The organism is Ruegeria sp. CDSB022, from assembly GCF_059611145.1.
In genome coordinates, this window is sequence record NZ_JBXWOZ010000001.1 from 623,496 (window position 1) to 644,162 (window position 20,667).

Annotated in this window: 22 protein-coding genes; 11 read left to right on the plus strand and 11 right to left on the minus strand. The window is 54.2% G+C overall.

Annotated features, from left to right (window positions below):
• The first annotated feature begins 5 nt into the window (after window positions 1–5).
• The 4 genes from AC2FIZ_RS03135 (at window position 6) to AC2FIZ_RS03150 (ending at window position 5,134) form a co-directional block, all read left to right on the plus strand.
• On the plus strand, window positions 6–1,892 hold the full coding sequence (locus AC2FIZ_RS03135; RefSeq protein WP_496790592.1) for an AMP-dependent synthetase/ligase: 1,887 nt from the start codon (window positions 6–8) through the stop codon (window positions 1,890–1,892).
• Between the two features lie 29 nt (window positions 1,893–1,921).
• Window positions 1,922–3,082, plus strand: coding sequence for an ABC transporter substrate-binding protein (locus tag AC2FIZ_RS03140; protein WP_281994628.1), 1,161 nt, complete (start codon window positions 1,922–1,924; stop codon window positions 3,080–3,082).
• A 144-nt stretch (window positions 3,083–3,226) separates the two neighbouring features.
• The gene (locus tag AC2FIZ_RS03145) at window positions 3,227–3,892 is read left to right on the plus strand and encodes a YrbL family protein (RefSeq protein ID WP_281994629.1); all 666 of its coding nucleotides are present in this window, start codon (window positions 3,227–3,229) and stop codon (window positions 3,890–3,892) included.
• 153 nt (window positions 3,893–4,045) lie between these two features.
• Window positions 4,046–5,134, plus strand: coding sequence for an SGNH/GDSL hydrolase family protein (locus AC2FIZ_RS03150; protein WP_281994630.1), 1,089 nt, complete (start codon window positions 4,046–4,048; stop codon window positions 5,132–5,134).
• Window positions 5,135–5,236: 102 nt separating this feature from the next.
• On the opposite strand, the gene rpsI is transcribed toward AC2FIZ_RS03150, so the two are convergent.
• The 4 genes from rpsI to AC2FIZ_RS03170 form a co-directional block, all read right to left on the minus strand.
• Window positions 5,237–5,722 (minus strand): 30S ribosomal protein S9, encoded by a 486-nt coding sequence (gene rpsI, locus AC2FIZ_RS03155; RefSeq protein ID WP_271947073.1) that lies wholly within the window; start codon window positions 5,720–5,722, stop codon window positions 5,237–5,239.
• Between the two features lie 5 nt (window positions 5,723–5,727).
• The gene (gene rplM / locus AC2FIZ_RS03160) at window positions 5,728–6,186 is read right to left on the minus strand and encodes a 50S ribosomal protein L13 (RefSeq protein ID WP_113790645.1); all 459 of its coding nucleotides are present in this window, start codon (window positions 6,184–6,186) and stop codon (window positions 5,728–5,730) included.
• A 147-nt stretch (window positions 6,187–6,333) separates the two neighbouring features.
• On the minus strand, window positions 6,334–6,864 hold the full coding sequence (locus AC2FIZ_RS03165; RefSeq protein WP_281972118.1) for a GNAT family N-acetyltransferase: 531 nt from the start codon (window positions 6,862–6,864) through the stop codon (window positions 6,334–6,336).
• 11 nt (window positions 6,865–6,875) lie between these two features.
• Entirely contained in the window at window positions 6,876–8,279 is a 1,404-nt protein-coding gene (locus tag AC2FIZ_RS03170; protein ID WP_281972119.1) for an aminotransferase-like domain-containing protein, read from the minus strand.
• Between the two features lie 99 nt (window positions 8,280–8,378).
• On the opposite strand from AC2FIZ_RS03170, the gene AC2FIZ_RS03175 reads away from it, so the two are divergent.
• Window positions 8,379–8,606, plus strand: coding sequence for a DUF1127 domain-containing protein (locus tag AC2FIZ_RS03175; RefSeq protein ID WP_142633870.1), 228 nt, complete (start codon window positions 8,379–8,381; stop codon window positions 8,604–8,606).
• A gap of 59 nt (window positions 8,607–8,665) precedes the next feature.
• Here the strand turns inward: AC2FIZ_RS03175 and AC2FIZ_RS03180 are convergent, their stop codons facing one another.
• Window positions 8,666–9,109 carry a PaaI family thioesterase gene (locus AC2FIZ_RS03180; protein WP_142633872.1) on the minus strand — a complete coding sequence of 148 codons (444 nt, stop codon included), beginning with the start codon at window positions 9,107–9,109 and terminating at the stop codon, window positions 8,666–8,668.
• Between the two features lie 58 nt (window positions 9,110–9,167).
• On the opposite strand from AC2FIZ_RS03180, the gene AC2FIZ_RS03185 reads away from it, so the two are divergent.
• From AC2FIZ_RS03185 to gluQRS, 4 genes are all read left to right on the plus strand, one after another.
• Complete coding sequence (locus AC2FIZ_RS03185) at window positions 9,168–9,953, plus strand: enoyl-CoA hydratase (protein ID WP_142633874.1); 786 nt, start codon at window positions 9,168–9,170, stop codon at window positions 9,951–9,953.
• Between the two features lie 261 nt (window positions 9,954–10,214).
• Window positions 10,215–11,555 (plus strand): methylenetetrahydrofolate--tRNA-(uracil(54)-C(5))-methyltransferase (FADH(2)-oxidizing) TrmFO, encoded by a 1,341-nt coding sequence (gene trmFO, locus AC2FIZ_RS03190; RefSeq protein ID WP_142633876.1) that lies wholly within the window; start codon window positions 10,215–10,217, stop codon window positions 11,553–11,555.
• Window positions 11,556–11,592: 37 nt separating this feature from the next.
• The gene (locus AC2FIZ_RS03195) at window positions 11,593–12,207 is read left to right on the plus strand and encodes a class I SAM-dependent DNA methyltransferase (RefSeq protein WP_142633878.1); all 615 of its coding nucleotides are present in this window, start codon (window positions 11,593–11,595) and stop codon (window positions 12,205–12,207) included.
• On the plus strand, window positions 12,204–13,100 hold the full coding sequence (gluQRS, locus tag AC2FIZ_RS03200) for a tRNA glutamyl-Q(34) synthetase GluQRS (protein WP_496790593.1): 897 nt from the start codon (window positions 12,204–12,206) through the stop codon (window positions 13,098–13,100). Before AC2FIZ_RS03195 ends, gluQRS begins: the two co-directional genes overlap by 4 nt.
• Window positions 13,101–13,104: 4 nt before the next feature.
• Here the strand turns inward: gluQRS and hisI are convergent, their stop codons facing one another.
• On the minus strand, window positions 13,105–13,494 hold the full coding sequence (gene hisI, locus AC2FIZ_RS03205; RefSeq protein WP_281972122.1) for a phosphoribosyl-AMP cyclohydrolase: 390 nt from the start codon (window positions 13,492–13,494) through the stop codon (window positions 13,105–13,107).
• Window positions 13,495–13,542: 48 nt separating this feature from the next.
• Here hisI and AC2FIZ_RS03210 point away from each other — a divergent pair, with 48 nt between their 5' ends.
• A complete protein-coding gene (locus AC2FIZ_RS03210) occupies window positions 13,543–13,995 on the plus strand; it encodes an iron-sulfur cluster assembly scaffold protein (protein ID WP_281972123.1) in 453 nt (150 codons plus the stop codon).
• A gap of 60 nt (window positions 13,996–14,055) precedes the next feature.
• Window positions 14,056–14,694: a MarC family protein gene (locus AC2FIZ_RS03215; RefSeq protein WP_142633886.1), complete on the plus strand. Its 639-nt coding sequence runs from the start codon at window positions 14,056–14,058 to the stop codon at window positions 14,692–14,694.
• 186 nt (window positions 14,695–14,880) lie between these two features.
• Here the strand turns inward: AC2FIZ_RS03215 and AC2FIZ_RS03220 are convergent, their stop codons facing one another.
• The 5 genes from AC2FIZ_RS03220 to sciP form a co-directional block, all read right to left on the minus strand.
• Window positions 14,881–15,165 carry a hypothetical protein gene (locus AC2FIZ_RS03220; RefSeq protein WP_142633888.1) on the minus strand — a complete coding sequence of 95 codons (285 nt, stop codon included), beginning with the start codon at window positions 15,163–15,165 and terminating at the stop codon, window positions 14,881–14,883.
• Complete coding sequence (gene recG, locus AC2FIZ_RS03225) at window positions 15,117–17,207, minus strand: ATP-dependent DNA helicase RecG (protein ID WP_496790594.1); 2,091 nt, start codon at window positions 17,205–17,207, stop codon at window positions 15,117–15,119. Before recG ends, AC2FIZ_RS03220 begins: the two co-directional genes overlap by 49 nt.
• Window positions 17,204–19,330, minus strand: coding sequence for an NAD-dependent DNA ligase LigA (ligA, locus tag AC2FIZ_RS03230; protein ID WP_496790595.1), 2,127 nt, complete (start codon window positions 19,328–19,330; stop codon window positions 17,204–17,206). Before ligA ends, recG begins: the two co-directional genes overlap by 4 nt.
• Before the next feature lie 123 nt (window positions 19,331–19,453).
• Window positions 19,454–20,170: a response regulator transcription factor CtrA gene (gene ctrA, locus AC2FIZ_RS03235; RefSeq protein ID WP_496790596.1), complete on the minus strand. Its 717-nt coding sequence runs from the start codon at window positions 20,168–20,170 to the stop codon at window positions 19,454–19,456.
• A gap of 82 nt (window positions 20,171–20,252) precedes the next feature.
• Window positions 20,253–20,546 carry a CtrA inhibitor SciP gene (gene sciP, locus AC2FIZ_RS03240; protein ID WP_496790597.1) on the minus strand — a complete coding sequence of 98 codons (294 nt, stop codon included), beginning with the start codon at window positions 20,544–20,546 and terminating at the stop codon, window positions 20,253–20,255.
• Window positions 20,547–20,667 lie beyond the last annotated feature (121 nt).

Sequence of the window (20,667 nt, forward strand, 5' to 3'; positions counted from 1 at the left end):
GCAGCATGAATATAAGCACCCTGCCCTCTCAGATCATGATCAACGGTGTTCAGTACAACGCAAATCCCGGTCAGCGACCGGTCTATGTAGATGAATGCACAACCATCGGGCAACTATTTCAAAAGCGTTGTACCAATTTGGGCGCGCGTACGGCGCATCGTGAAAAGGATTTCGGTATCTGGAAATCCTATTCCTGGGCGGATTACTGGCAGCACGCGAAATGGATAGGCCTCGCCCTGCAAAAGCTGGGCTTGAAACGTGGTGAGGTCGTATCGATCCTGTCCGAAGACCGAAAAGAATGGGCCTGGTTCGATATGGGCATTCAGGGCGTCGGGGGGATCGCCTCGGGCATCTACACGACGGATTCGGCCGCGCAACTGAAATATCTGATCAATGACAGTGACAGCCGTTTTCTGGTGGTCGAAAATGAAGAGCAGTTGGACAAGTTTCTTGAGGTCGAAAACGATCTTCCCAATCTTTTGAAGGTTATCATCCTTGAGGATGAAGGTCTGCATGATCTGGACCATGACCGCTGCATGATGATCAGCGATCTTTATGAGCTAGGTCAGCAAACCGAGCGAGAAGAGCCGAACCGCTTTGACGCAGAAATCGCGCTTGCATCCCCGCAGGATACCGCCCTTCTTGTCTATACGTCCGGCACGACCGGCATGCCAAAAGGCGCAATGCTGAGCCACGAGAACATCCTGGCCGCAATCGAAGCCGGCGCCCATTCCTTGCCTGCGTTGGAAACAGATGAACAGCTGTGCTTTTTGCCGCTCTGCCACATCCTCGAGCGTGATGTTTCCATATATTTCCCGTTGGCAACGAAATCTGTCGTCAACTTTGCCGAAAGCCCCGAGACTGTTTTCGCAAATCTGCAAGAGGTTTCTCCTTCGACGTTTACGGCGGTCCCGCGTGTCTGGGAAAAGATCTATTCTCAGGTTCAGATCATGGCCCAGGATGCAACCTCGACCGGGCGCGCGTCCTTTGAAATGGCGGTAAAGGCGGGTCTGGCACGTGCCGAATATATCCTGGCGGGCAAGCCGGTCCCGGCCAGTGTTGCCGCGCAGTACTGGCTTTGGGACCGTTTGGTACTGCGTAACCTGCGCCGGATGCTGGGGTTGGACAATATGCGGCGCGGTGGAAGCGGCGCCGCCCCGATTTCGGCGGACTTGCTGAAATGGTACTGGGCCATTGGTGTACCTCTGGTCGAAGGTTTTGGTATGACCGAAACATCGGGCCTGGCGACATTGAATACACTTGGAAACAACAGGATCGGAACCATTGGAAAGGCTGTGCCCGTTAATGACGTCCGTATTTCCGAAGGTGGAGAGATTCAGCTTAAAGGGTTGAACATCTTTCAGGGTTACTGGCGAAACAACGCCAAAACAGCCGAGACTTTCACTGCCGATGGTTGGTTGCGTACTGGTGATATGGGCCAGATCGACCAAGACGGTTTCGTGACCATTACGGGTCGCCTCAAAGATCTTATCATCACGGCGGGCGGCAAAAATATCGCCCCGGCCGAGATTGAAAGCCGTCTCAAGTTCAGCCCCTTTATCTCGGACGCAGTTGTAATTGGCGATAAGCGCAAGTTCCTGACTGCACTAATCATGATAGATCAGGAAAACGTGGAGAAATTTGCGCAGGATCGAAAGGTCCCCTTCTCGAATTTCGCCTCTCTTTGTGCCTCCGCCGAGGTTCGGGACCAGATCAAAGACGAAGTGGGGGCCGCAAACAAGGATTTCGCACGGGTTGAGCAGATCAAGGATTTCCGCCTGATAGATGTTCTGCTGACGGCAGATGATGACGAACTGACGGCCACAATGAAGCTCAAGCGCAGCTTTGTGGAAAAGAAACACGAACATCTTATTGAAGACATGTACAATTAGACAAAACGTTATCCAAAGGGAGGATTATAATGAGGAATCTGATTAAACGGCTGTCCGCTGCCACAGTTTTGACGGCTGTCGCGACACTCTCCAGCGCTCAGACACAGGGTGTTACGGATGATGAGATCGTAATTGGCTCGGTCAATGATCTGAGCGGTATCTTCGCCGCTGTTGGTGTCCCAGCCACCAAAGGCGCCAATGTAGTGTTCGACCGCGTGAACGCTGCAGGTGGTGTTCACGGTCGGACTATCCGTTTTGTGGTTGAGGATAATGGCTATCAGATGCCGCGCGCGATGCAGGGCTACAACAAGTTGCTGAACCGCGACAAGGTGTTTGCGATGTTGCAATCTCTGGGTACGCCGATGAACCTGGCCGGATTCAAACTGCTGGATCCCAAGGGCATTCCGAATGTCGCGCCTTTGACGTCGTCGCAGAAAATGCTGCAAGAACCAGTGCGCAACAAATTCACGTCCTTTTCCACCTATTTCGATCAGGCGCGTGTCGGCGTGAACTATCTGGCCAGCGAATTCGGATCGCAAACAGTCTGCACCATGTATCTGCCCACCGATTTCGGCGAGGAGATTCTGGAAGGCAGCAAGGCGGGTGCCGAAGAGGCTGGGATCGGTTTTGGCACAGAAACCACCCACAAGCCCGATGAGACCGATTTCGTGGGCTCTCTGAGCAAGCTCAGAGATGAAGGCTGCGACATCGTCACCATGGCCCTTGGGGTTCGGCAGGCGATCACTGTGGTTGGCACCGCCAAAAAGATGGGTCTAACGGATATGAAATTCTTGGGAACATCAGCCAGCTTCCTGACCGTCGTTGCCCAGGTGCCGGGTGGCGTGACGGATGGTTTTTATGCCGCCGCCTCATGGCTGGACTTGTGGGCCCGCGCGGATCAACCGGCCCCTGCAGCCTTCATCGAAGAGTATAAGGCTGCAACAGGCGAAGACCCCGTTGGATTTGCGATGTTGGGCTATTCTGCGGCTGAAATGATGGTTAAGGCGCTGGACGCCGCCGGCCCCGATCTGACTCATGACAGTTTTATCGCTGCGATGGAGACACTCGACTACAACGACGAACTGGTTGGAAACCACATCTCGTTTTCGCCGGACGACCACCAGGGTGCCGATACGGTGTTTGTGAGTGTTGTTGAAAACGGTGCTTGGAAGCTGGTCCACGAAGAGTAACGACTGAAAAACAGAGTTTGATCAGCATTCAGGCGTTAGAAACCACGAGCCGTCCGTTCCAATACGGACGGCTTTTTCATTTTGTTTTGAGCTATCCACCTGCGGATAATTGGTTCCAATGCAAAACCGCTATAGTTAAGCCAAATGGAAAAAACTCGAATCGAAAATCTGTTGTCGTTGAAAGATCGTAAGATCATCGCGCAGGGTAATCGGCAATTTGTCTATCAACACCCTGATCTGCCGGACACTCTGCTGAAGATCCCGCAACCTCAGACGATAGATGACGAAGCTCATCTTGTGACGGATACCTGGTTTGATCGGATGTTTCGACGCTCGACGGCGTTCAAAGGATTTCTGCGCGAGTTTCACGAGTCGTTTGATCTTATGGTGCGTCACCAGAAATCCGCTGCCCCTATCCCCGTATGTGAGGTGCGAGGTGTGGTTCAGACGGACCTGGGTCTGGCGCTTATGTACGAGCGGATTTCCGAGCCTGACGGACAGCTATCGCCCAGCCTTATTGGCTTGGTCCAAAGCCGTCGCCTTAAGCCGCATCACTTGGATTCGTTGAACGCGCATTTTGATATTTTGGTCAAAGAGAACGTTTTGGTCAGTAACCAGAACCCCGGCAACATCGTCTATCAGACGCTGGCCGACGGCTCAGGACGATGGGTCTGGATAGACAGTTTCGGAAATAAGCAGGCGATCCCAGTTCGCAGGTGGTTCCCAAGCCTGAACAAACGAAAGATCGACCAGACTCGGCAGAAATTCCTTACTTTGGCTCAACAGGCTTTAGGACGTGAAACGGACTGACAAATCCGTGTTGGAGCGACTTTCTTTTCGTCTCACGCTTGACGTGTGCAGGCTGTTAATCTCAACATTCAGAAATGTGTTTTGTGCGTCCTCGTCATTACCACGAAAACGGGACCAATTCAGTAAATGGTATTCTAGGTAGTTAGATAAAAAATGCGGTCAAAAATTCTGAACTTTCTGATCATCGTGATGATCTCTGCAACGCTTCTTGCTGGTGTGGAGCTGGGCATCCGTTGGCTGTCACCACAAGGCGTTCTGACAACATATCCAGAGGGCGGTCCACTTGGATTGAAGGACCCGGTCGTCGGGCATACGAACAGGCCAAACACTGTCGTCGCCATCAATGCACCAGAGTTCACGGTCGAGTATAAAGTCGACGAAAACGGGTTTCGTGAAACGCGTTTTCCAGCCAATACCGCAGACGATGGAAGCACCATCAAGATCCTGCTGCTGGGGGATTCATTTACCTTCGGCGCTTCAAACGAGCTGGGCGATATCTGGCCTGAACTTTTGGCCCAGAAATTCCTGGATGAAGGCATGTCTGTGCAGCTGATCAACGCAGGCGTGCCGGGATATAACACATCTCAACAGGCGCTGTATCTTGAGCGGTTAAGCGAAAAATATAACCCCGATATTGTGCTGGTGACCTTTCTTCCCAACGATATGTTTGCAAATGAGCCTATTCGGACCGTTGATGGCGTTGATGTCGCTTACAGCGATGTCAGCTCGGTTGTGGGATCCGGGAATATCAAGAAATCCTCGCTGCACTCGGTCACGATGTTAAAGCGAATGCTGATGGCCAACGATCAGAGCTATACCCAACTGTACCTGATGACGCCGCGAAAGGCGTTTTTCACCACCCCGATGAGCGAGCTGTTTCAGGCCAAAGTCGAGACGACAAAGCAGGTGTTTACCCGCATGGCCACCTTCACGCAGTCGCAGGGATCCGAGCTTGTGGTCGTGTCTGTCCCACAGTTGTTTCAGGTTCTCCAGGCCGCAAAAACATCTTCTGATCCCGAGGTTGATCCCGGCCTACCCGACCGCCTGATGGAGGGTGTGGTGGCCGAGCAAGGATTTCAGTGGCACGAAGCGTTGCCCTACCTCACCGAAGAATACAGCTCCACAGGTAAAGATCTGTATTTCAGATACGATGGTCATCTGAATGCCGACGGCAACAGGGTTCTGTCTGATTTCATGTTCCAGATTCTGGCCCCGCTGATCGAAACCAAAGCAGCTGGCTGAGTTCGAAAACAGATTCGGCAAACCAAATCCCAATCAACAAAAGAAAAACGGCCGCAACATTGTGCGGCCGTTTGAAACAGTCTTGAAGGTTCGTGCCAGCGATTAACGCTTGGAGAACTGGAACGAACGACGCGCTTTGCGCTTACCGTATTTCTTACGTTCCACAACGCGGCTGTCGCGGGTCAGGAAACCAGCGGCTTTCAGTGCGCCACGCAGCGACGGATCGTACAGTTGCAGCGCTTTCGAGACGCCGTGCTTGACCGCACCGGCCTGACCGGTCAGGCCACCGCCTTTGACGGTTGCAACAACGTCGAACTCACCTTCTACGCCGGCAACCTGAAACGGCTGGCGCAGGATCAGCTGCAGAACGGGGCGTGCAAAGTACACGTCCTGGTCTTTGCCGTTCACGGTGACCTTACCGGAACCCGGCTTGATCCAAACGCGGGCAACAGCGTCTTTACGCTTGCCGGTGGCATAGGCACGACCCAGTTCGTCGCGTACGGGTTCACGCACGATGACTTCTTCGGCCACAACTTCAACGCCTGCTACGGCGCTCAGCTCTTCGAGAGTATTGATCTGATCAGCCATGGTCATTAGCTCCGGGTGTTTTTCTTGTTCATGGATGCAACATCCAGAACTTCGGGCGCTTGCGCCTCATGGGGATGCTCGGCACCGGCATAAACACGCAGGTTGGTCATAACCTGACGCGATAGGCGGTTGCCCGGCAGCATGCGCTTGACCGCCTGGGTCACGACGCGCTCGGGGTATTTGCCCTCGAGGATCTGCTGCTTGGTGCGCGACTTGATGCCGCCCGGGTGGCCAGTGTGCCAGTAGAAGTTCTCTTCGCGCTTCTTGCCGGTCATCTGGATTTTGTCAGCGTTGATCACGATGACATTGTCGCCCATGTCCATGTTCGGGGTGAACGACGCTTTGTGCTTGCCACGCAGACGCATGGCGACGATCGAGGCAAGACGGCCCAGAACAACGCCCTCGGCGTCGATCAGGATCCATTTCTTGTCGATGTCTGCAGGTGTTGCAGAAAAGGTTTTCATGGCAGGATAGTCCTGTTTGATGTGAAAGACCGCCCCCATACGGAGCGGTCCGAATTCGATGGATGGGGTTTAAACCCACGCGAAAGGCGGGTCAATACACGCAAATCAGTTTTAACTTAGCAAAAACAATGTATTACAAAATAGGTATTATTTTACCCCATGTTTTTGCCAATCTTTTTCCGTCAATACCCAACGCATCCACTGCCCAGCCCCGGTACCAAGAACAAGTTGCCGGGTATCAACGTACCGCGCCCCAAGTTTCGCGGTCCCTTTTTGTGATCGCAAGTTGGTTGGGTCGATATGAAACCAGACCTCATCCAGTTCGCCGAACACCTGATTTACCATCAGCGATTTGATCGCCCGATTGCTGGCTCCGCCCCAGTGATCACGGGTGATAAAGCTGTATCCGATGCCGATGCCCCCGGGAACTTCGGGAGGCTCATAATAGCGAGAGCACCCGATGACCCGGCCTGTCGCCTCTTCGCGTACTGTCACTGACCCACCTGCGCTCAACAGAAAATCGAAATAAGGGGCGAAAACTTCTTTCTGATGGCGGGATTTGGCGGGATGCCCGGCCCAAATCAACGGATCGCTGGCTGCAAGGTGCAGGTCTTCGAAGTCACTTTTGAGCATAGGTGTGACGACAAATCCCCTGCCCTGCATTTCCCGAATATCCATTAAGCGTCCCCTTACACCGAAATCTGTTCGGGTGGATTATCCAGCAGACGCCTGAGACGCTGCATTGCGTCCTCGAATTGATCCAACGATACATGCCCGTTCATGGCTATGCGAACCGCATTGGGTGCGCGCCCGTCACGCAAAGCAAACTCATCGGCAGACCGCAGTTGAATTCCCTCTCGCTCGGCTGCGCGGCTGAACGCAGCTGCTCGCCAACCAGAAGGCAAGTTCAGCCAGACAAAAGGTACATCTGAGGCCCAGTTCAGGTCGAACCCACCCAGGGCGTTTACGGCCACGCGCACATATTCCCCCATCCGGGTCCGGACATCTTTTGCGATTTGGCGCGTCCGCGGATCAGACAACATCAGCCGCGCCAGTTCGGCAAGCGGCTGAGCAAGGCCAAAATAGCCATATTCCGCTGAACGGCGCAGATCAACGCTGCGCTCGCGCGGCGCTATGGCAAACCCGACACGCAGTGCGGGCGTCAAAATCTTCGAGATCGACGACACATGCCATCCCCTTTCCGGCGCCAGGGCGCGATAGCTGGGCGCTCTTGCATCACCCATGCGGTAGCAGTCGTCCTCGATTATCTGGACGCCAAACCGCCGCGCGATTTCCACAACTTCTTTGCGGCGTTCCAGTGGCGTATGTGAGCCGGTCGGATTTTGAACCTCGGGTGAGACACATATGGCCTGCGCCGCCGACTGGCGAAGGACATGCTCCATAGCGTTGGGATCCACGCCCCATTTGTCCATCTTTACGCCAACGACCTCTGCACGCATCAACTCACCGGCCCGTCGGAACCCTGCGTATGACAGATCCTCGACCAGAACGATCGGCTTTGGTCCGCGTAATATTGTCTGAAATACAAGGCAAAGGCCGTTTTGTCCGCCGTGAGTCAGAACGATATCGTCCTGCGAAATTGGTCCCAATGGCAAATCGGAAAGCCATTCTACAACAGCCTGTCGCATAGGTTTATACGCATCGCGGGTTGGATAGTTCATAAACAGGCGTGGATCGGATTGTGCCACTTTCTGCATACATTCGCGGATCAGGGCCACCTGCCCCATATCGGCGAGCCTTGGGCTGAACAGGCTGACATTGGCTTCATATTTGTCATCTCTGAGATGAAGTTGCCGAGCCCAGACATCATCGAGCAGAGGCGCCTTGGGCGGGGCCACAAATGTACCACGTCCTACTTCGGCGCTGAGCAGACCTTCATCTGTGAGTATCGTATAGGCGCGCGCAACGGTGCCCGGTGTGATTTGTAACCTATAGGCAAGTTCCCGCACCGGCGGCAGCTTTGTACCGACTTCCAAAAGATTGTTATCTATAGCTTTTCGAATTGTATCGGCGACCAGTGTATATTTTGGCCCTTTGGATTTAGGCAGTGACTCTGGCCAAATTGTATCCATTACAATTCTTCCTTTGATTGCAGCACAATTCTGAATGTATCAATTGTTCATACCGAACATATTACGTTTGTGTCAATACAATTTGAAAGGAACCCCAAGATGACACGCGCAATGCACAACCCCGCCCTGATAGCGCTTAACGACAGCCCCCGGCTGCCGCTGATTGCCGCACTGGCCGTGCGGTTTGCGGCGACGGTCACAAAATGGGAGCGGCAACGCCGCAGCCGAATTAACTTGTCCAATCTCGATGACAGGCTGCTGAAGGATGTGGGCCTGACTAATTACCAGGCCAGACGAGAGATCGAACGCCCTTTTTGGCAGGGCTAGGTAATCCCCAGTCCCTATATGGGACCTCTTCCTTGGCCGGGTTTATCCCGGCCATTTTTTCACCCAAAAGCTGCCGCAGCTGACCCCTCTGGTGGTAAAGAATAGGTCATCGTTGCGCGAGCGACGGGTTTGTCTGACCCTTCCGAAAATATTAGAACGTCACCTACGGCAAGGGTTTTTCCTAGCTTCAGCAAGGTGCAGCGCGCAATCAAATCTGCATTTCCATCCGGTTTGCGCATGAAGTCCATTGAACAACCGGTTGTCACGGCCAGAGACTGCTGGCCCCTGCGCGCCAGGATCAGTGCGTAAACGCTTACATCAGCTAATCCAAACATAGACGGTCCCGAGACGGTCCCACCGGGGCGCAAATGACGGTCGCCAACGGCAAGTCTCATGACGATGGACTCTTCGGTCAGATCCTGGACCGAATAATCCTGACTGACCTGGGGGAAGATTTGGCTCATATAATCCTCCAGTTCCTCCCGATTCATTGCCAATGACATACTTCCCCTCCTGGATTTGCCGACCTAGAGTTGGCCTCACATCAGATCGGAGGGCAAGATGGGAATTCTGGAACGAAATGACGCAGACGCCGTGGCTAGGCTTACAATGAATGCGCCAGACCGACTCAACGCCCTAAGTGACGAAATGCTGGCTGCGCTGCAGACTGAACTTGATACTCTGCGCGAAGACAGTTCCATCCGGGCGGTGATCCTTTCTGGTAAAGGCAAAGCTTTTTGTGCGGGTCATGATCTGAAACAGATGACAGCTGGGCGCCAATCTGAAGACGGCGGCAAAGCCTATTTCCAGGACCTATTCAATCGCTGTGCGAAAATGATGCTTTCGATTCAGTCGCTTCCGCAGCCGGTAATTGCCCAGGTGCACGGCATTGCTACGGCGGCCGGATGCCAGTTGGTTGCAACCTGCGATCTTGCTGTAGCTGCCGAAGGGACGCGGTTTGGCGTAAACGGTGTGAATATCGGGCTGTTCTGTTCGACTCCAATGGTTGCTCTTAGCCGAAACATTCCACGCAAACACGCCTTCGAGATGTTGACGACCGGAGATTTCATTCCGGCGTCACGAGCTGCTGAGCTGGGTCTTGTCAATCGCGTGGTGCCAGAAATGCTGTTGGAGCATGAGGCTGTTTCACTGGCCGAGCAGCTTGCCTCAAAACTGGGATCTGCCGTGAAAGTCGGAAAACAGGCCTTCTACCGCCAGTTGGATATGCCATTGGATCAGGCCTATTCCTATACCGGCGAGGTAATGGCTCAGAATATGATGCATCGGGATACCGAAGAAGGAATATCTGCATTTATCGGAAAAAGAGATCCAAATTGGAGCCAATAAGGAATTTGTCATGCATGTTTTTCCGCAATGTCGCCATTTTTGGACTTTTCAAATGGGCGTTACTGTGGCAATGCTGAGACGAGGCTAAGGCCTTGAACACTTTTTGGGTCGCCGTGGGCGGAAGGTCCCTCCGAGCTGGTTTCTCTCACTGGCGCAGACATTCCCGCATCGGCGACCCCAAAAATCCCTTGAAAACATGATTTCCCGTGCGCCATCGCTGCTGTGTTGCGTTGCGATCTTCTGTGCCCTATGTGGCAGCTTATGACACAGAAATTGCATATCGTGGGCGGCGGCATGGCCGGGTCCGAGGCTGCCTGGCAGGCGGCGGAAATGGGCGTCGAGGTCGTGATTCACGAAATGCGCCCAAAAGTCGGAACTTTTGCGCATCAGACCGGCAACTTGGCCGAGATGGTCTGCTCGAACTCATTCCGGTCGGATGATGACGAACAGAACGCCGTTGGACTGCTGCATTGGGAAATGCGCGAGGCCGAAGGGTTGATCTTGAAAACGGCAGATGCGCACCGACTGCCGGCCGGGGGCGCATTGGCTGTGGATCGCGATCCGTTTGCGGAATCTGTGACGGCCAAGTTAAAGGCTCACCCCCTTGTCGAAATCACTGGCGAAGAAGTGACCGCCCTGCCCTCTGACGGCCAATGGATATTTGCCACCGGCCCTCTGACGTCTGCTGGATTGGGAGAAGCAATCCGCGCGGAAACCGGCGCCGAGTCGTTGGCGTTCTTTGATGCCATTGCACCAATCGTATATGCAGACAGCATCGACATGAGCAAAGCTTGGATGCAATCTCGGTATGACAAGGGTGAGACCGAAGAAGAACGCACCGCTTACCTGAATTGTCCGATGGACCGAGAACAGTACGACGCCTTCATCGACGCCCTGCTGGCCGCGGACAAGACCGAGTTCCATGAAGGAGAGACCGCAGGCTATTTCGATGGCTGTCTTCCGATAGAGGTTATGTCCGAGCGCGGTCGTGAAACGTTGCGCCACGGACCGATGAAGCCGGTCGGCCTGACGAACCCGCATCAGCCCGAGGTAAAGCCTCACGCGGTGGTTCAACTGCGCCGGGATAACGCGCTAGGAACATTGTTCAACATTGTCGGCTTTCAGACCAAGATGAAATACGGAGCCCAAACCGATGTGTTCCGCATGATTCCGGGGTTGGAGAATGCCAGTTTTGCGCGGCTGGGCGGTATTCATCGCAATACGTTCATCAACTCTCCGACATTGCTGGATTCCCAGATGCGACTGAAATCAAAGCCGAATATCAGGTTCGCTGGTCAGATTACCGGTGTCGAAGGTTATGTGGAAAGCGCCGCGATGGGTCTTTTGGCCGGACGTCTGGCTGCTGCCGAGATGTTGGGCCGTACCGTTCCCGAAGTTCCGCAGGACAGTGCCATGGGCGCTTTGATCCACCACATCACTGGCGGTGCCGAGGCAAAGACATTCCAGCCTATGAACGTGAATTTCGGTCTGTTCCGTCCTGTCGATGGGTTAAAAGGCGGTCGGCGTGGCCGAAAAGACCGCTACAAGGCCTATACTGACCGGGCCAAGGAAGAATGGACCAAGTGGTTGGCGCATTGGTGACTGGACGGGTCCGGCCCCGACGTCCTAACATATCGGTATGAGCGATAAATTCCTAAAGGATGTCTATGGGCTGGATTCGCCTCAGGCGACCAAAGCACATTATCAAAAATGGGCCTCGTCTTATGATGATGAGGTTGGGTCAAACGGTTATGCAACCCCGGGACGTATCGCCCGGGCTCTCTGGTCGCAATTACCCGAAACGAAAACCCCAATTCTGGACTATGGCTGCGGTACCGGTCTGTCGGGTGTCGCACTGAACGCGGTAGGATTTGAGGTCATCGACGGAATAGACCCCACCCCGCAGATGTTAGAGGGCGCACTGACAAAGGGGGTTTATCGCAACCTAACCAGTTTCGACATCACAGATCCCAACCCTCTGCAAGCTGGCGCATATAAAGTAATCACAGCGATCGGAGTCATCGGCGTCGGCGCCGCACCGCCAGAGACACTGGATATGCTGATAAACGCATTGCCATCACACGGTCTTTTAGCTTTTTCTTATAATGATCATACGCTTGAAGATCACTGCTATACCGTTCGCCTAAGTGAGTGGCTGGATATGGGCGCAGCACGATTGCTGTTCCGGGAATATGGCCCGCATCTTCCGGGAATGGACATGAAGTCTGACGTTTATATTGTTGAAAAAGTGTGACTTTAGTAACCAGATTTGCCCCTTCGCCCACAGGACCACTGCATCTGGGCCACGCGTATTCGGCGATTTTGGCGCATGATTTTGCAAAGTCGAAGAATGGCCAGTTTTTGCTGAGGATCGAGGATATCGACCGATCTCGCTCGCGCCCGGAATGGGAAACTCAGATTTACGATGATTTGCATTGGCTTGGCCTGTCTTGGCCTGAACCGGTGCTGTGCCAATCCACGCGAACCGCAGTCTATGATGCCGTACTGGACGATCTGTGGTCGCGGGAGCTGCTGTACCCGTGCAGCTGCAACCGAAAAGACATCGCCAACGCGGCCAGCGCTCCCCAGGAAGGAGCCCCACTTCTTGGTCCGGACGGGATTATCTATCCGGGGACGTGTCGCACACGTTGGAAACAACAGGGTTCATCGGGTAAACCACGCCCTCTGGATGTTCCGTTGCGGTTGGATATGGCGACAGCTGTAGAACAAGCTAAAAGTCTGTTTCAGAACGATAATAACACCGCATCGTTTCAAGAGATTGGAGAAGGTCCAAGTGCTGAATCCGGCGGTGTCCGGTTCACACAGGCAGAGATGTTGGAAACGGTTGGGGATGTCGTTCTGTCGCGCCGGGATATGGGCACGTCGTATCACTTGTCGGTCGTTCTGGATGACGCTGCACAAAAAGTTACGCATGTAGTTCGCGGTCGGGATCTGTTCGAAGCCACACGTATCCACGTTCTGCTGCAGGCGTTGTTGAATTTGCCGACACCCATCTACCTGCATCACCGCCTGATACGCGATCAGGCCGGAAACCGACTGGCGAAGCGCGACGATGCGCGTGCCATTGCCAAGTTCCGCGAGGAAGGTGCGACGCCCGAAGATATTCGGGCGATGGTGGGGCTTTGACCAATCAGGTCATGGGGTGCATGATTTCGACCTCGTCCCCGTCTCTGACCGCTGTGTAGAAACAAGATCGACGGTTGGTGTGGCAGGCCGGGCCGGTCTGGCGCACAAGGACAAGCAGGCAATCCCGGTCGCAATCCACGCGGAGATCAACCAATTCCTGCACATGGCCCGAGCTTTCGCCCTTGATCCAGAATGACTGGCGCGAGCGGGACCAATAGGTAACGCGTCTGGTTTCAAGCGTCTTTTCAATGGCGCTCTGGTTCATCCAGGCCATCATCAATACCTCGCCCGTATTTTCGTCCTGAGCGATGGCTGGAATCAGCCCGGCCTCGTTGAATTTCAAACTCGATGCATCGAACGCGACTGAGGAAGACATGACAAAAACCTTTTGCATCCCGGTGGATGGCCACTATGTATTGGGAACATTCAACGAGGGAAAGCCATGTCCGGCGAGAATGACCTGATAAAGCTATACTCTGGCCGAATTCTGGCCCTTGCTGCTGACATCCCACACCTATGCCGGCTTGATGACGCTGACGCTACGGTGAAAAAACGCTCGCCCCTATGCGGGTCGACCATCACTGTTGATGTAAAAGTTCAGGATGGCAGAATTTCAGAATTCGGTCAGGACGTGAAAGCCTGCGCCCTGGGACAGGCCTCCGCTTCGGTTGTTGGCGGGGCAATCGTCGGAACAACGCGTGCCCAGGTCGAAAAGGCGCGCGAGCAACTGTCCGCGATGCTGAAAAAGGATGGATCGGCACCCGAGGCCCCATTTGATGGGCTAGAGGTTTTGATGCCCGCACGGGAATATAAGAACCGCCATGCCTCGATCCTGCTGGTTCTTGATGCAACCGCAGAGGCGTTTGAACAGGCGGAACGTGCAAATTGCGCCTAAACATGGTTTTGACGGGCGAAACGTTATAGCCTTTCGGAATAAACGAAGGGAATTCCAGTTTTGAACGGTTTACTTGAGCATTTTGTCACGCTTTGGGTTGTTATTGATCCTATTGGAACAATCCCGGTCTTCATCGCTGTTACTGCAGGGCTTGGGGCCGCCGCACGCCGCAAAATGGCGCTTGTGGCCTCGCTTATAAGCGCCGGGATTCTATTGTTTTTCCTGGTCTTCGGGCAACTGCTGATCGAGGCGCTGGATATCGGCCTGAACTCTTTTCAAGTCGCTGGCGGCATTATCCTTTTCCTGTTCGCGCTGACCATGATTTTTGGCGAGCCCAAACAGGAAGTCGAGCAGCGCGCTGCCGAGGACGACATCAAAGACGAACTCCACAAACACAACCCAGCGATCTTTCCTCTTGCCGTCCCCTCGCTTGCCTCACCAGGTGCGATGCTGGCCATCGTCATCTTGACCGATAACAACAGGTACAGTGTTGCTGATCAGGGGATCACGGCTTTGGTCATGCTGTCGGTTGTTGCGATTGCCTTTGTCCTGATGTTGCTGGCCGAACCGATCATTCGGCTGATCGGCCATTCAGGTGCCGCCATCATCAGCCGTGTCATGGGAATGATCCTGGCATCGGTCGCAGTGAACTCGGTTCTGTCGGCGTTGTTGGAAATTATGAAAACCGGTCAGCTCTAAAAAAAACCGCCGCACCTTTCGGGCGGAAAGGGCGGCGGCAGGTAATGCGTTTCTCATGTGGGGTCCGGATATCCGCGCGGGGCCGAGGCATGGCCCTTCAAGGGTATTGGGACAGGCAGGTCACCCTTGATTGAAATGGGGATGACAAGCGCGGCGTGATCGGCATGAGATCGCAGGCAGAAAGACTTAATACGTTCCGGGAAGATGAAGTGCGACCATAAGTATGACCACCAGTGCAACCGCACCTGCTGCGTCCTGCAGCAGCGTCGACTGGGAACGATTTAGGGTGGTCTTGATCTGGGTCAGCATATGGGTTCCTCCGGTCAGGGTTTTAATCCTTTGTTGACCTTTTGTTCTCATATTTTGCTGTCTTGGTAAAGAACTTTTTGAGAACATTTGTGAACTAATGTTCCTGTTTTCGTCTAACCAACTGATATCAAACGGATTGCCTGATCCTGTTTCATCAGCCACAAAAGAACACGAGCCGCCTTGCCCCTTTGCGTTTCAAGTTTGGCGTCCACGCCCAGCAGAGCCCTTGCGTCAGACTGCGCAACTGCCATCAAACCGGCCTGCCTTTCCAAATCGGCGATACGGAACTTCGGCAGACCTGACTGCGCAGTACCGATCAGATCGCCCGCTCCGCGCATTTGCAGGTCTGTCTCAGAGATTTTGAACCCGTCTTCGGTTTCGCGCAGAACTTCCAGCCTTTTGCGCCCCCCTTCGCCGAGGGGTGGCTGATACATCAGCAGACATGTCGAATCTGCCTCGCCTCGCCCAACACGACCGCGAAGCTGATGCAGCTGCGCCAGGCCAAAAATCTCGGCCCTTTCGATAACCATGATCGAGGCATTTGGAACATTCACGCCAACCTCGATTACCGTGGTCGCCACCAGAACTTTGGTTTGCCCCTGCTGAAATGCCTTCATCGCTGCGTCTTTGTCGGCGGGCGGCATTTGGCCGTGAACCAGCCCCACTATCCCGTCCCCCAAAATGGCACGCAGCCTTTTGAACCGTTCCTCGGCAGCGGTCAGATCCGAGACTTCGGATTCATCGACAAGCGGGCAAACCCAGTAGCATTGGCGGCCCTCAGCAATAGCTTTTTGCAGATGCGAGACAACTTCTTGAATCCGTTCAGTGCTCACAACCGCTGTTTTGACAGGTTTTCGCCCCGGCGGCTTTTCATCAAGCACGGACACGTCCATGTCACCGTATTGAGTCAGGGCCAGACTGCGTGGGATCGGCGTTGCAGTCATGACCAGAACATCTGCTCCCTTGCCTTTTTCCGAAAGCTCCATGCGTTGACGGACCCCAAATCGGTGCTGTTCGTCGACGATTGCCAGCCGTAATTCCTGAAACGCGACATCGCTTTGAAATACGGCGTGAGTGCCCACCAGAATGTGAATATCCCCCCGTTGAAGCGCCAACAGCTTGGCACGCCGATCCGCCCCCTTGTCGCGACCGGTCAGGATTTCCAGAACCACGCCCGCCTCTTCGGCGAGGGGGCGCAACCCTTCCAGATGCTGCTGAGCGAGTATCTCGGTTGGGGCCATCATGACGCCCTGCCCGCCCGCCTCGACCGCGACCAGCAGTGCCATGAACGCAACCAGAGTCTTGCCGGACCCAACATCCCCCTGAAGCAATCTGTTCATGCGCGTATCGGAGGCCATATCCCCTGCGATCTCTTGAATTGCGCGCTGTTGGGCGTTGGTGGGCTTGTATGGCAGGTTCGACAACACACGGGATTGCAGCTTGCCCGTACCAGCGCTGGCGATCCCCTTGACCCTGCGCTCTCTTTGGCGGGCTAATGCCAACGTCAGTTGATGCGCGAACAGCTCATCATAGGCCAAACGCTCACGCGCAGGCGAAAACGACGCGACATCATCCGCACCCTGGGGGTTATGCGCTGCATGTACCGCGCCCAGCCAGTCTGGCCAGTTCTCTTTAGCGACCTGCGCGAGGTCAATCCATTCCGTCAATTCCGGCGCGAGGGCAACCGCGCTGCGCGCCGCTTTAAAGGCGGTTTTCTGGGTCAGGCCTTGGGTCAAATGATAGACAGGTTCAAACTCAGGGATATCCTTCGAATCCGCTGGCGGCAGCATGTGATCCGGGTGGACCATCTGAGCAATCCCGTCGAACAGCTCTAACTTGCCAGAGATCACCCTGCGCGCGCCCTGAGGGAGCACTTTTTGCAAGTAATCGCCGCGGGCATGAAAGAACACCAACTGAAATTCAGCCTGGCTGTCTTCAACATGGACACGATACGCACCGCCCTTGTTTCTAGGTGGGCGATGGATGCCAACGGTGACTTCTACGGTCAGCGTCGAGGGCAAATCGACGCCTTGAATGGTATCGCGCCTGCGCCGATCAATCACCGCATAAGGCAGCCCGAACAAGACGTCGCGCGGGGTCTCGACACCTGACTGCGCCAAGACCTGAGCCGTTTTCGGCCCCACGCCGTCAAGCGTTTCCAGCCGCGAAAACAGCGGGAACAGAGATTCGGGCCGACCACTCATTTGCCGTCGATCAGCTGCAACCAGCCATCTTCGTCGAGCGTCTCGATCCCAAGCTCAGCCGCCTTTTTCGCCTTTGATCCAGCGCCCGGTCCTGCAACCAAAAGATCGGTCTTTTTGCTCACTGACCCCGACACTTTAGCGCCCAGTGCCTCGGCACGTGCTTTGGCTTCGGCGCGGGTCATCTTTTCAAGCGTTCCCGTAAAAACCACTGTTTTCCCCGCAACAGGGCTGCCCAAGGTATCGGGCCGTTTCGCGTCTTGGACATCAAGCTGAGCCACAAGATCGTCGATACTCTGCCGTTCGGCAGGTTGGGCGAAGGCTGAAACCAATGCGCGGGCCATAACCTCACCAACACCGTCAACGTTCAGCAGCTCATCCCATTCTGACCCGGTCTGACTATGCGCTATGGTAACCGCTTTTTCCAGCTCATCCCATGATCCGTAATGCGTTGCGATTAGGTTCGACGCTGCCTCGCCGACATGTCGAATGCCCAGTGCAAACAGTAACCGACCCAGTGGAATAACTCGTTTTTCATCAATCGCTTGCCACAGATTGGTGGCGCTTTGCGCCCCCCATCCCTTGCGATTAGCCAGCCTGTTCAGGTTCGCACTATCTCGTTGTTTCAGAGTAAAAATATCAGCCGGGGTACGAACTGGCAGATCGGGATCATCATAGAACATCTCAATCTGCTTTGCTCCAAACCCTTCGATGTCAAAGGCCTTGCGTGAGACGAAATGCTTCAATTTCTCAACGGCTTGCGCAGGGCAGATAACGCCGCCGGTACAGCGACGGACCGCGTCACCTTCCTCGCGGATCGCATCGCTGTGACATTCAGGGCATTTTTCCGGGAAGATGAACTTTTCGGCATCATCCGGGCGTTTCGAAATGTCGACATCGGCAACCTTCGGGATCACATCGCCGGCGCGATAAACTTGAACCCAGTCGCCGATCCGAATGTCTTTGCCTTCGCGTATCTCGCCGCCTTTTGCGTCTTTACCAGAAATGTAATCTTCGTTGTGCAACGTTGCATTCGACACGACCACACCGCCGACAGTAACCGGATGCAGCCTGGCCACCGGGCTCAGCGCGCCGGTGCGGCCAACCTGAATGTCGATCGCTTCAAGACGGGTCCAGGCAAGCTCGGCCGGAAATTTATGCGCAATTGCCCAGCGGGGTGTGCTGGACCGGAACCCAAGCCGTGATTGCAGCGCAAGATCGTTTACCTTGTAGACCACACCATCAATGTCATATCCAAGCGTCGCGCGCTGCAGCTCGATGCTGCGATAGTGATCCAGAATCTGCTTTGTATCCGCGCATAAACGGGTTAGCGGGTTGGTTGAAAATCCGAATTCCTTCAGGCGCTGTATGGCTTCGTATTGGGTGCTTGCCAGAGGCTCAGACAGTTCCCCCCAGGCATAAGCAAAAAACTTGAGGGGACGAGAACGGGTAATTGCGGAATCCAACTGACGAAGGGATCCTGCGGCGGCATTTCGCGGGTTGGCGAAGGTTTTTTCGCCTTTCTTGGACTGGCTCTCATTTAGACGATCAAAGTCGTCGTGAGACATATAGACCTCGCCACGAACCTCAAGGATGTCTGGCGCGCCGGTGATTACGTGTGGGATATCCGAAATAGTCAGCGCATTTGCGGTAACATTTTCCCCGACTTCTCCGTCTCCCCGCGTGGCCGCCTGGACAAGCCTACCCCTCTCATACCGAAGCGAAAGGGAGAGACCGTCGATCTTGGGCTCAGCCGTATAGCTCAAACCCGTCTCGTCATCCAACCCTAGATATTTTCGGACAGACCGATCGAAATCAGAGACGTCCTCGTCATGAAAAGCGTTGCCCAAAGACAGCATGCGCACGGCATGTGAAATCTTGGAGAACCCATCGGCAGGGCGGGCACCAACGATATCCGATGGGCTGTCAGATCGCTTGAGTTGCGGAAATCGCGACTCGATTTCTGAGTTTCTGAGTTTCAGCGCATCATAGTCGGCATCAGAAATCTCGGGGGCGTCTTTCTGGTGATACAATGCGTTCGCATGATGTAAAAGCCCAGCCAGCCGCGCCAGTTCATTGCGTGCCTGATCTTCCGTCAGGTCTGATACAGAAATGGAATTGCTCATGCCCTCGCCCCGTCAACTGTTCTTGGAGTTCAGTGATAGGGCGAGGGCATGGCTAGGTCCAGACGTGCTGTTCAGTGAACGAGGGTGTCGCCCCGGACCCTTGGCGACGTAAAACTTGCGCGCCTAGGCGCCAACCGCAATGCGAGGTTCGTCGACGCTGTTTTTCTGAGGATCGCGCAACACATATCCCCTGCCCCAGACGGTCTCGATATAATTTGCGCCGTCGGTGGCATTGCTAAGTTTTTTGCGCAATTTGCAGATAAAGACGTCAATGATCTTCAATTCGGGCTCATCCATTCCCCCATAGAGATGGTTAAGGAACATCTCTTTGGTCAGGGTTGTTCCCTTTCGAAGGCTCAGAAGTTCGAGCATTTGATATTCTTTGCCGGTCAGGTGAACGGCCTTGCCTTCCACTTCGACGGTTTTCGCATCCAGATTCACTGCAACGCGCCCGGTGTGGATTATGGATTGAGAATGCCCTTTTGAGCGGCGAATAATGGCGTGGATACGTGCAACCAATTCTTCTCTATGGAATGGTTTGGTCAGATAATCGTCAGCACCAAATCCGAAGCCTTTAATTTTATTTTCTGTATCGTCGGCCCCCGACAGGATCAGGATCGGCGTTTCCACCCGCGCAATCCGCAACTGGCGCAGCACTTCATGCCCGTTCATATCCGGAAGGTTGAGATCAAGGAGGATCAGGTCGTAATCGTAAAGTTTTGCGAGGTCGATCCCTTCTTCGCCTAAATCTGTCGCATATACGTTCAGATTGGCATGTGTCAGCATCAGTTCGATGCTTTTGGACGTGGTTGGATCATCCTCGACAAGAAGTATACGCATTTACTGCTCCAATTCAGCTCAATTTACCGATTAAAATCGAGCCTGCTCAAAAATGGTTAATCTGACGTTACCGTTGTATCATTTATTCACACTCTCCTTTAGGTTGTCGATATTTTTTTATTGTGGTGACCTTTAATGCGTCCGTTCCGTGTTCTGCGACCGCAGAAACCCAGGAATTAATTTCTTCATCGCTGAGGCCATATTGGTTTTTGGCTTCCGAAAGCGTGATCAATCCGTAAAGAACGCCACGGACTACAATCGCTTTACGGGATGCCACCCAGCGGGTTGTCTCTTTTGGCGGCAGATCAGCCCGGGATAAAACCGTTCCATCCGGCAGGGTTACCGACCTGGGCCCCTCTACTTTGTGCAAATACATCTTTCGGTCCTCTTCGTGCTGCGACAAAGCTGACACCATGCTACTTAATGTGTTGTGAAACCGCCCCTTGAGAGTATCTAGAATTTTCCTATATTCTGCCGGTCTTTCTTAACCCGTACTG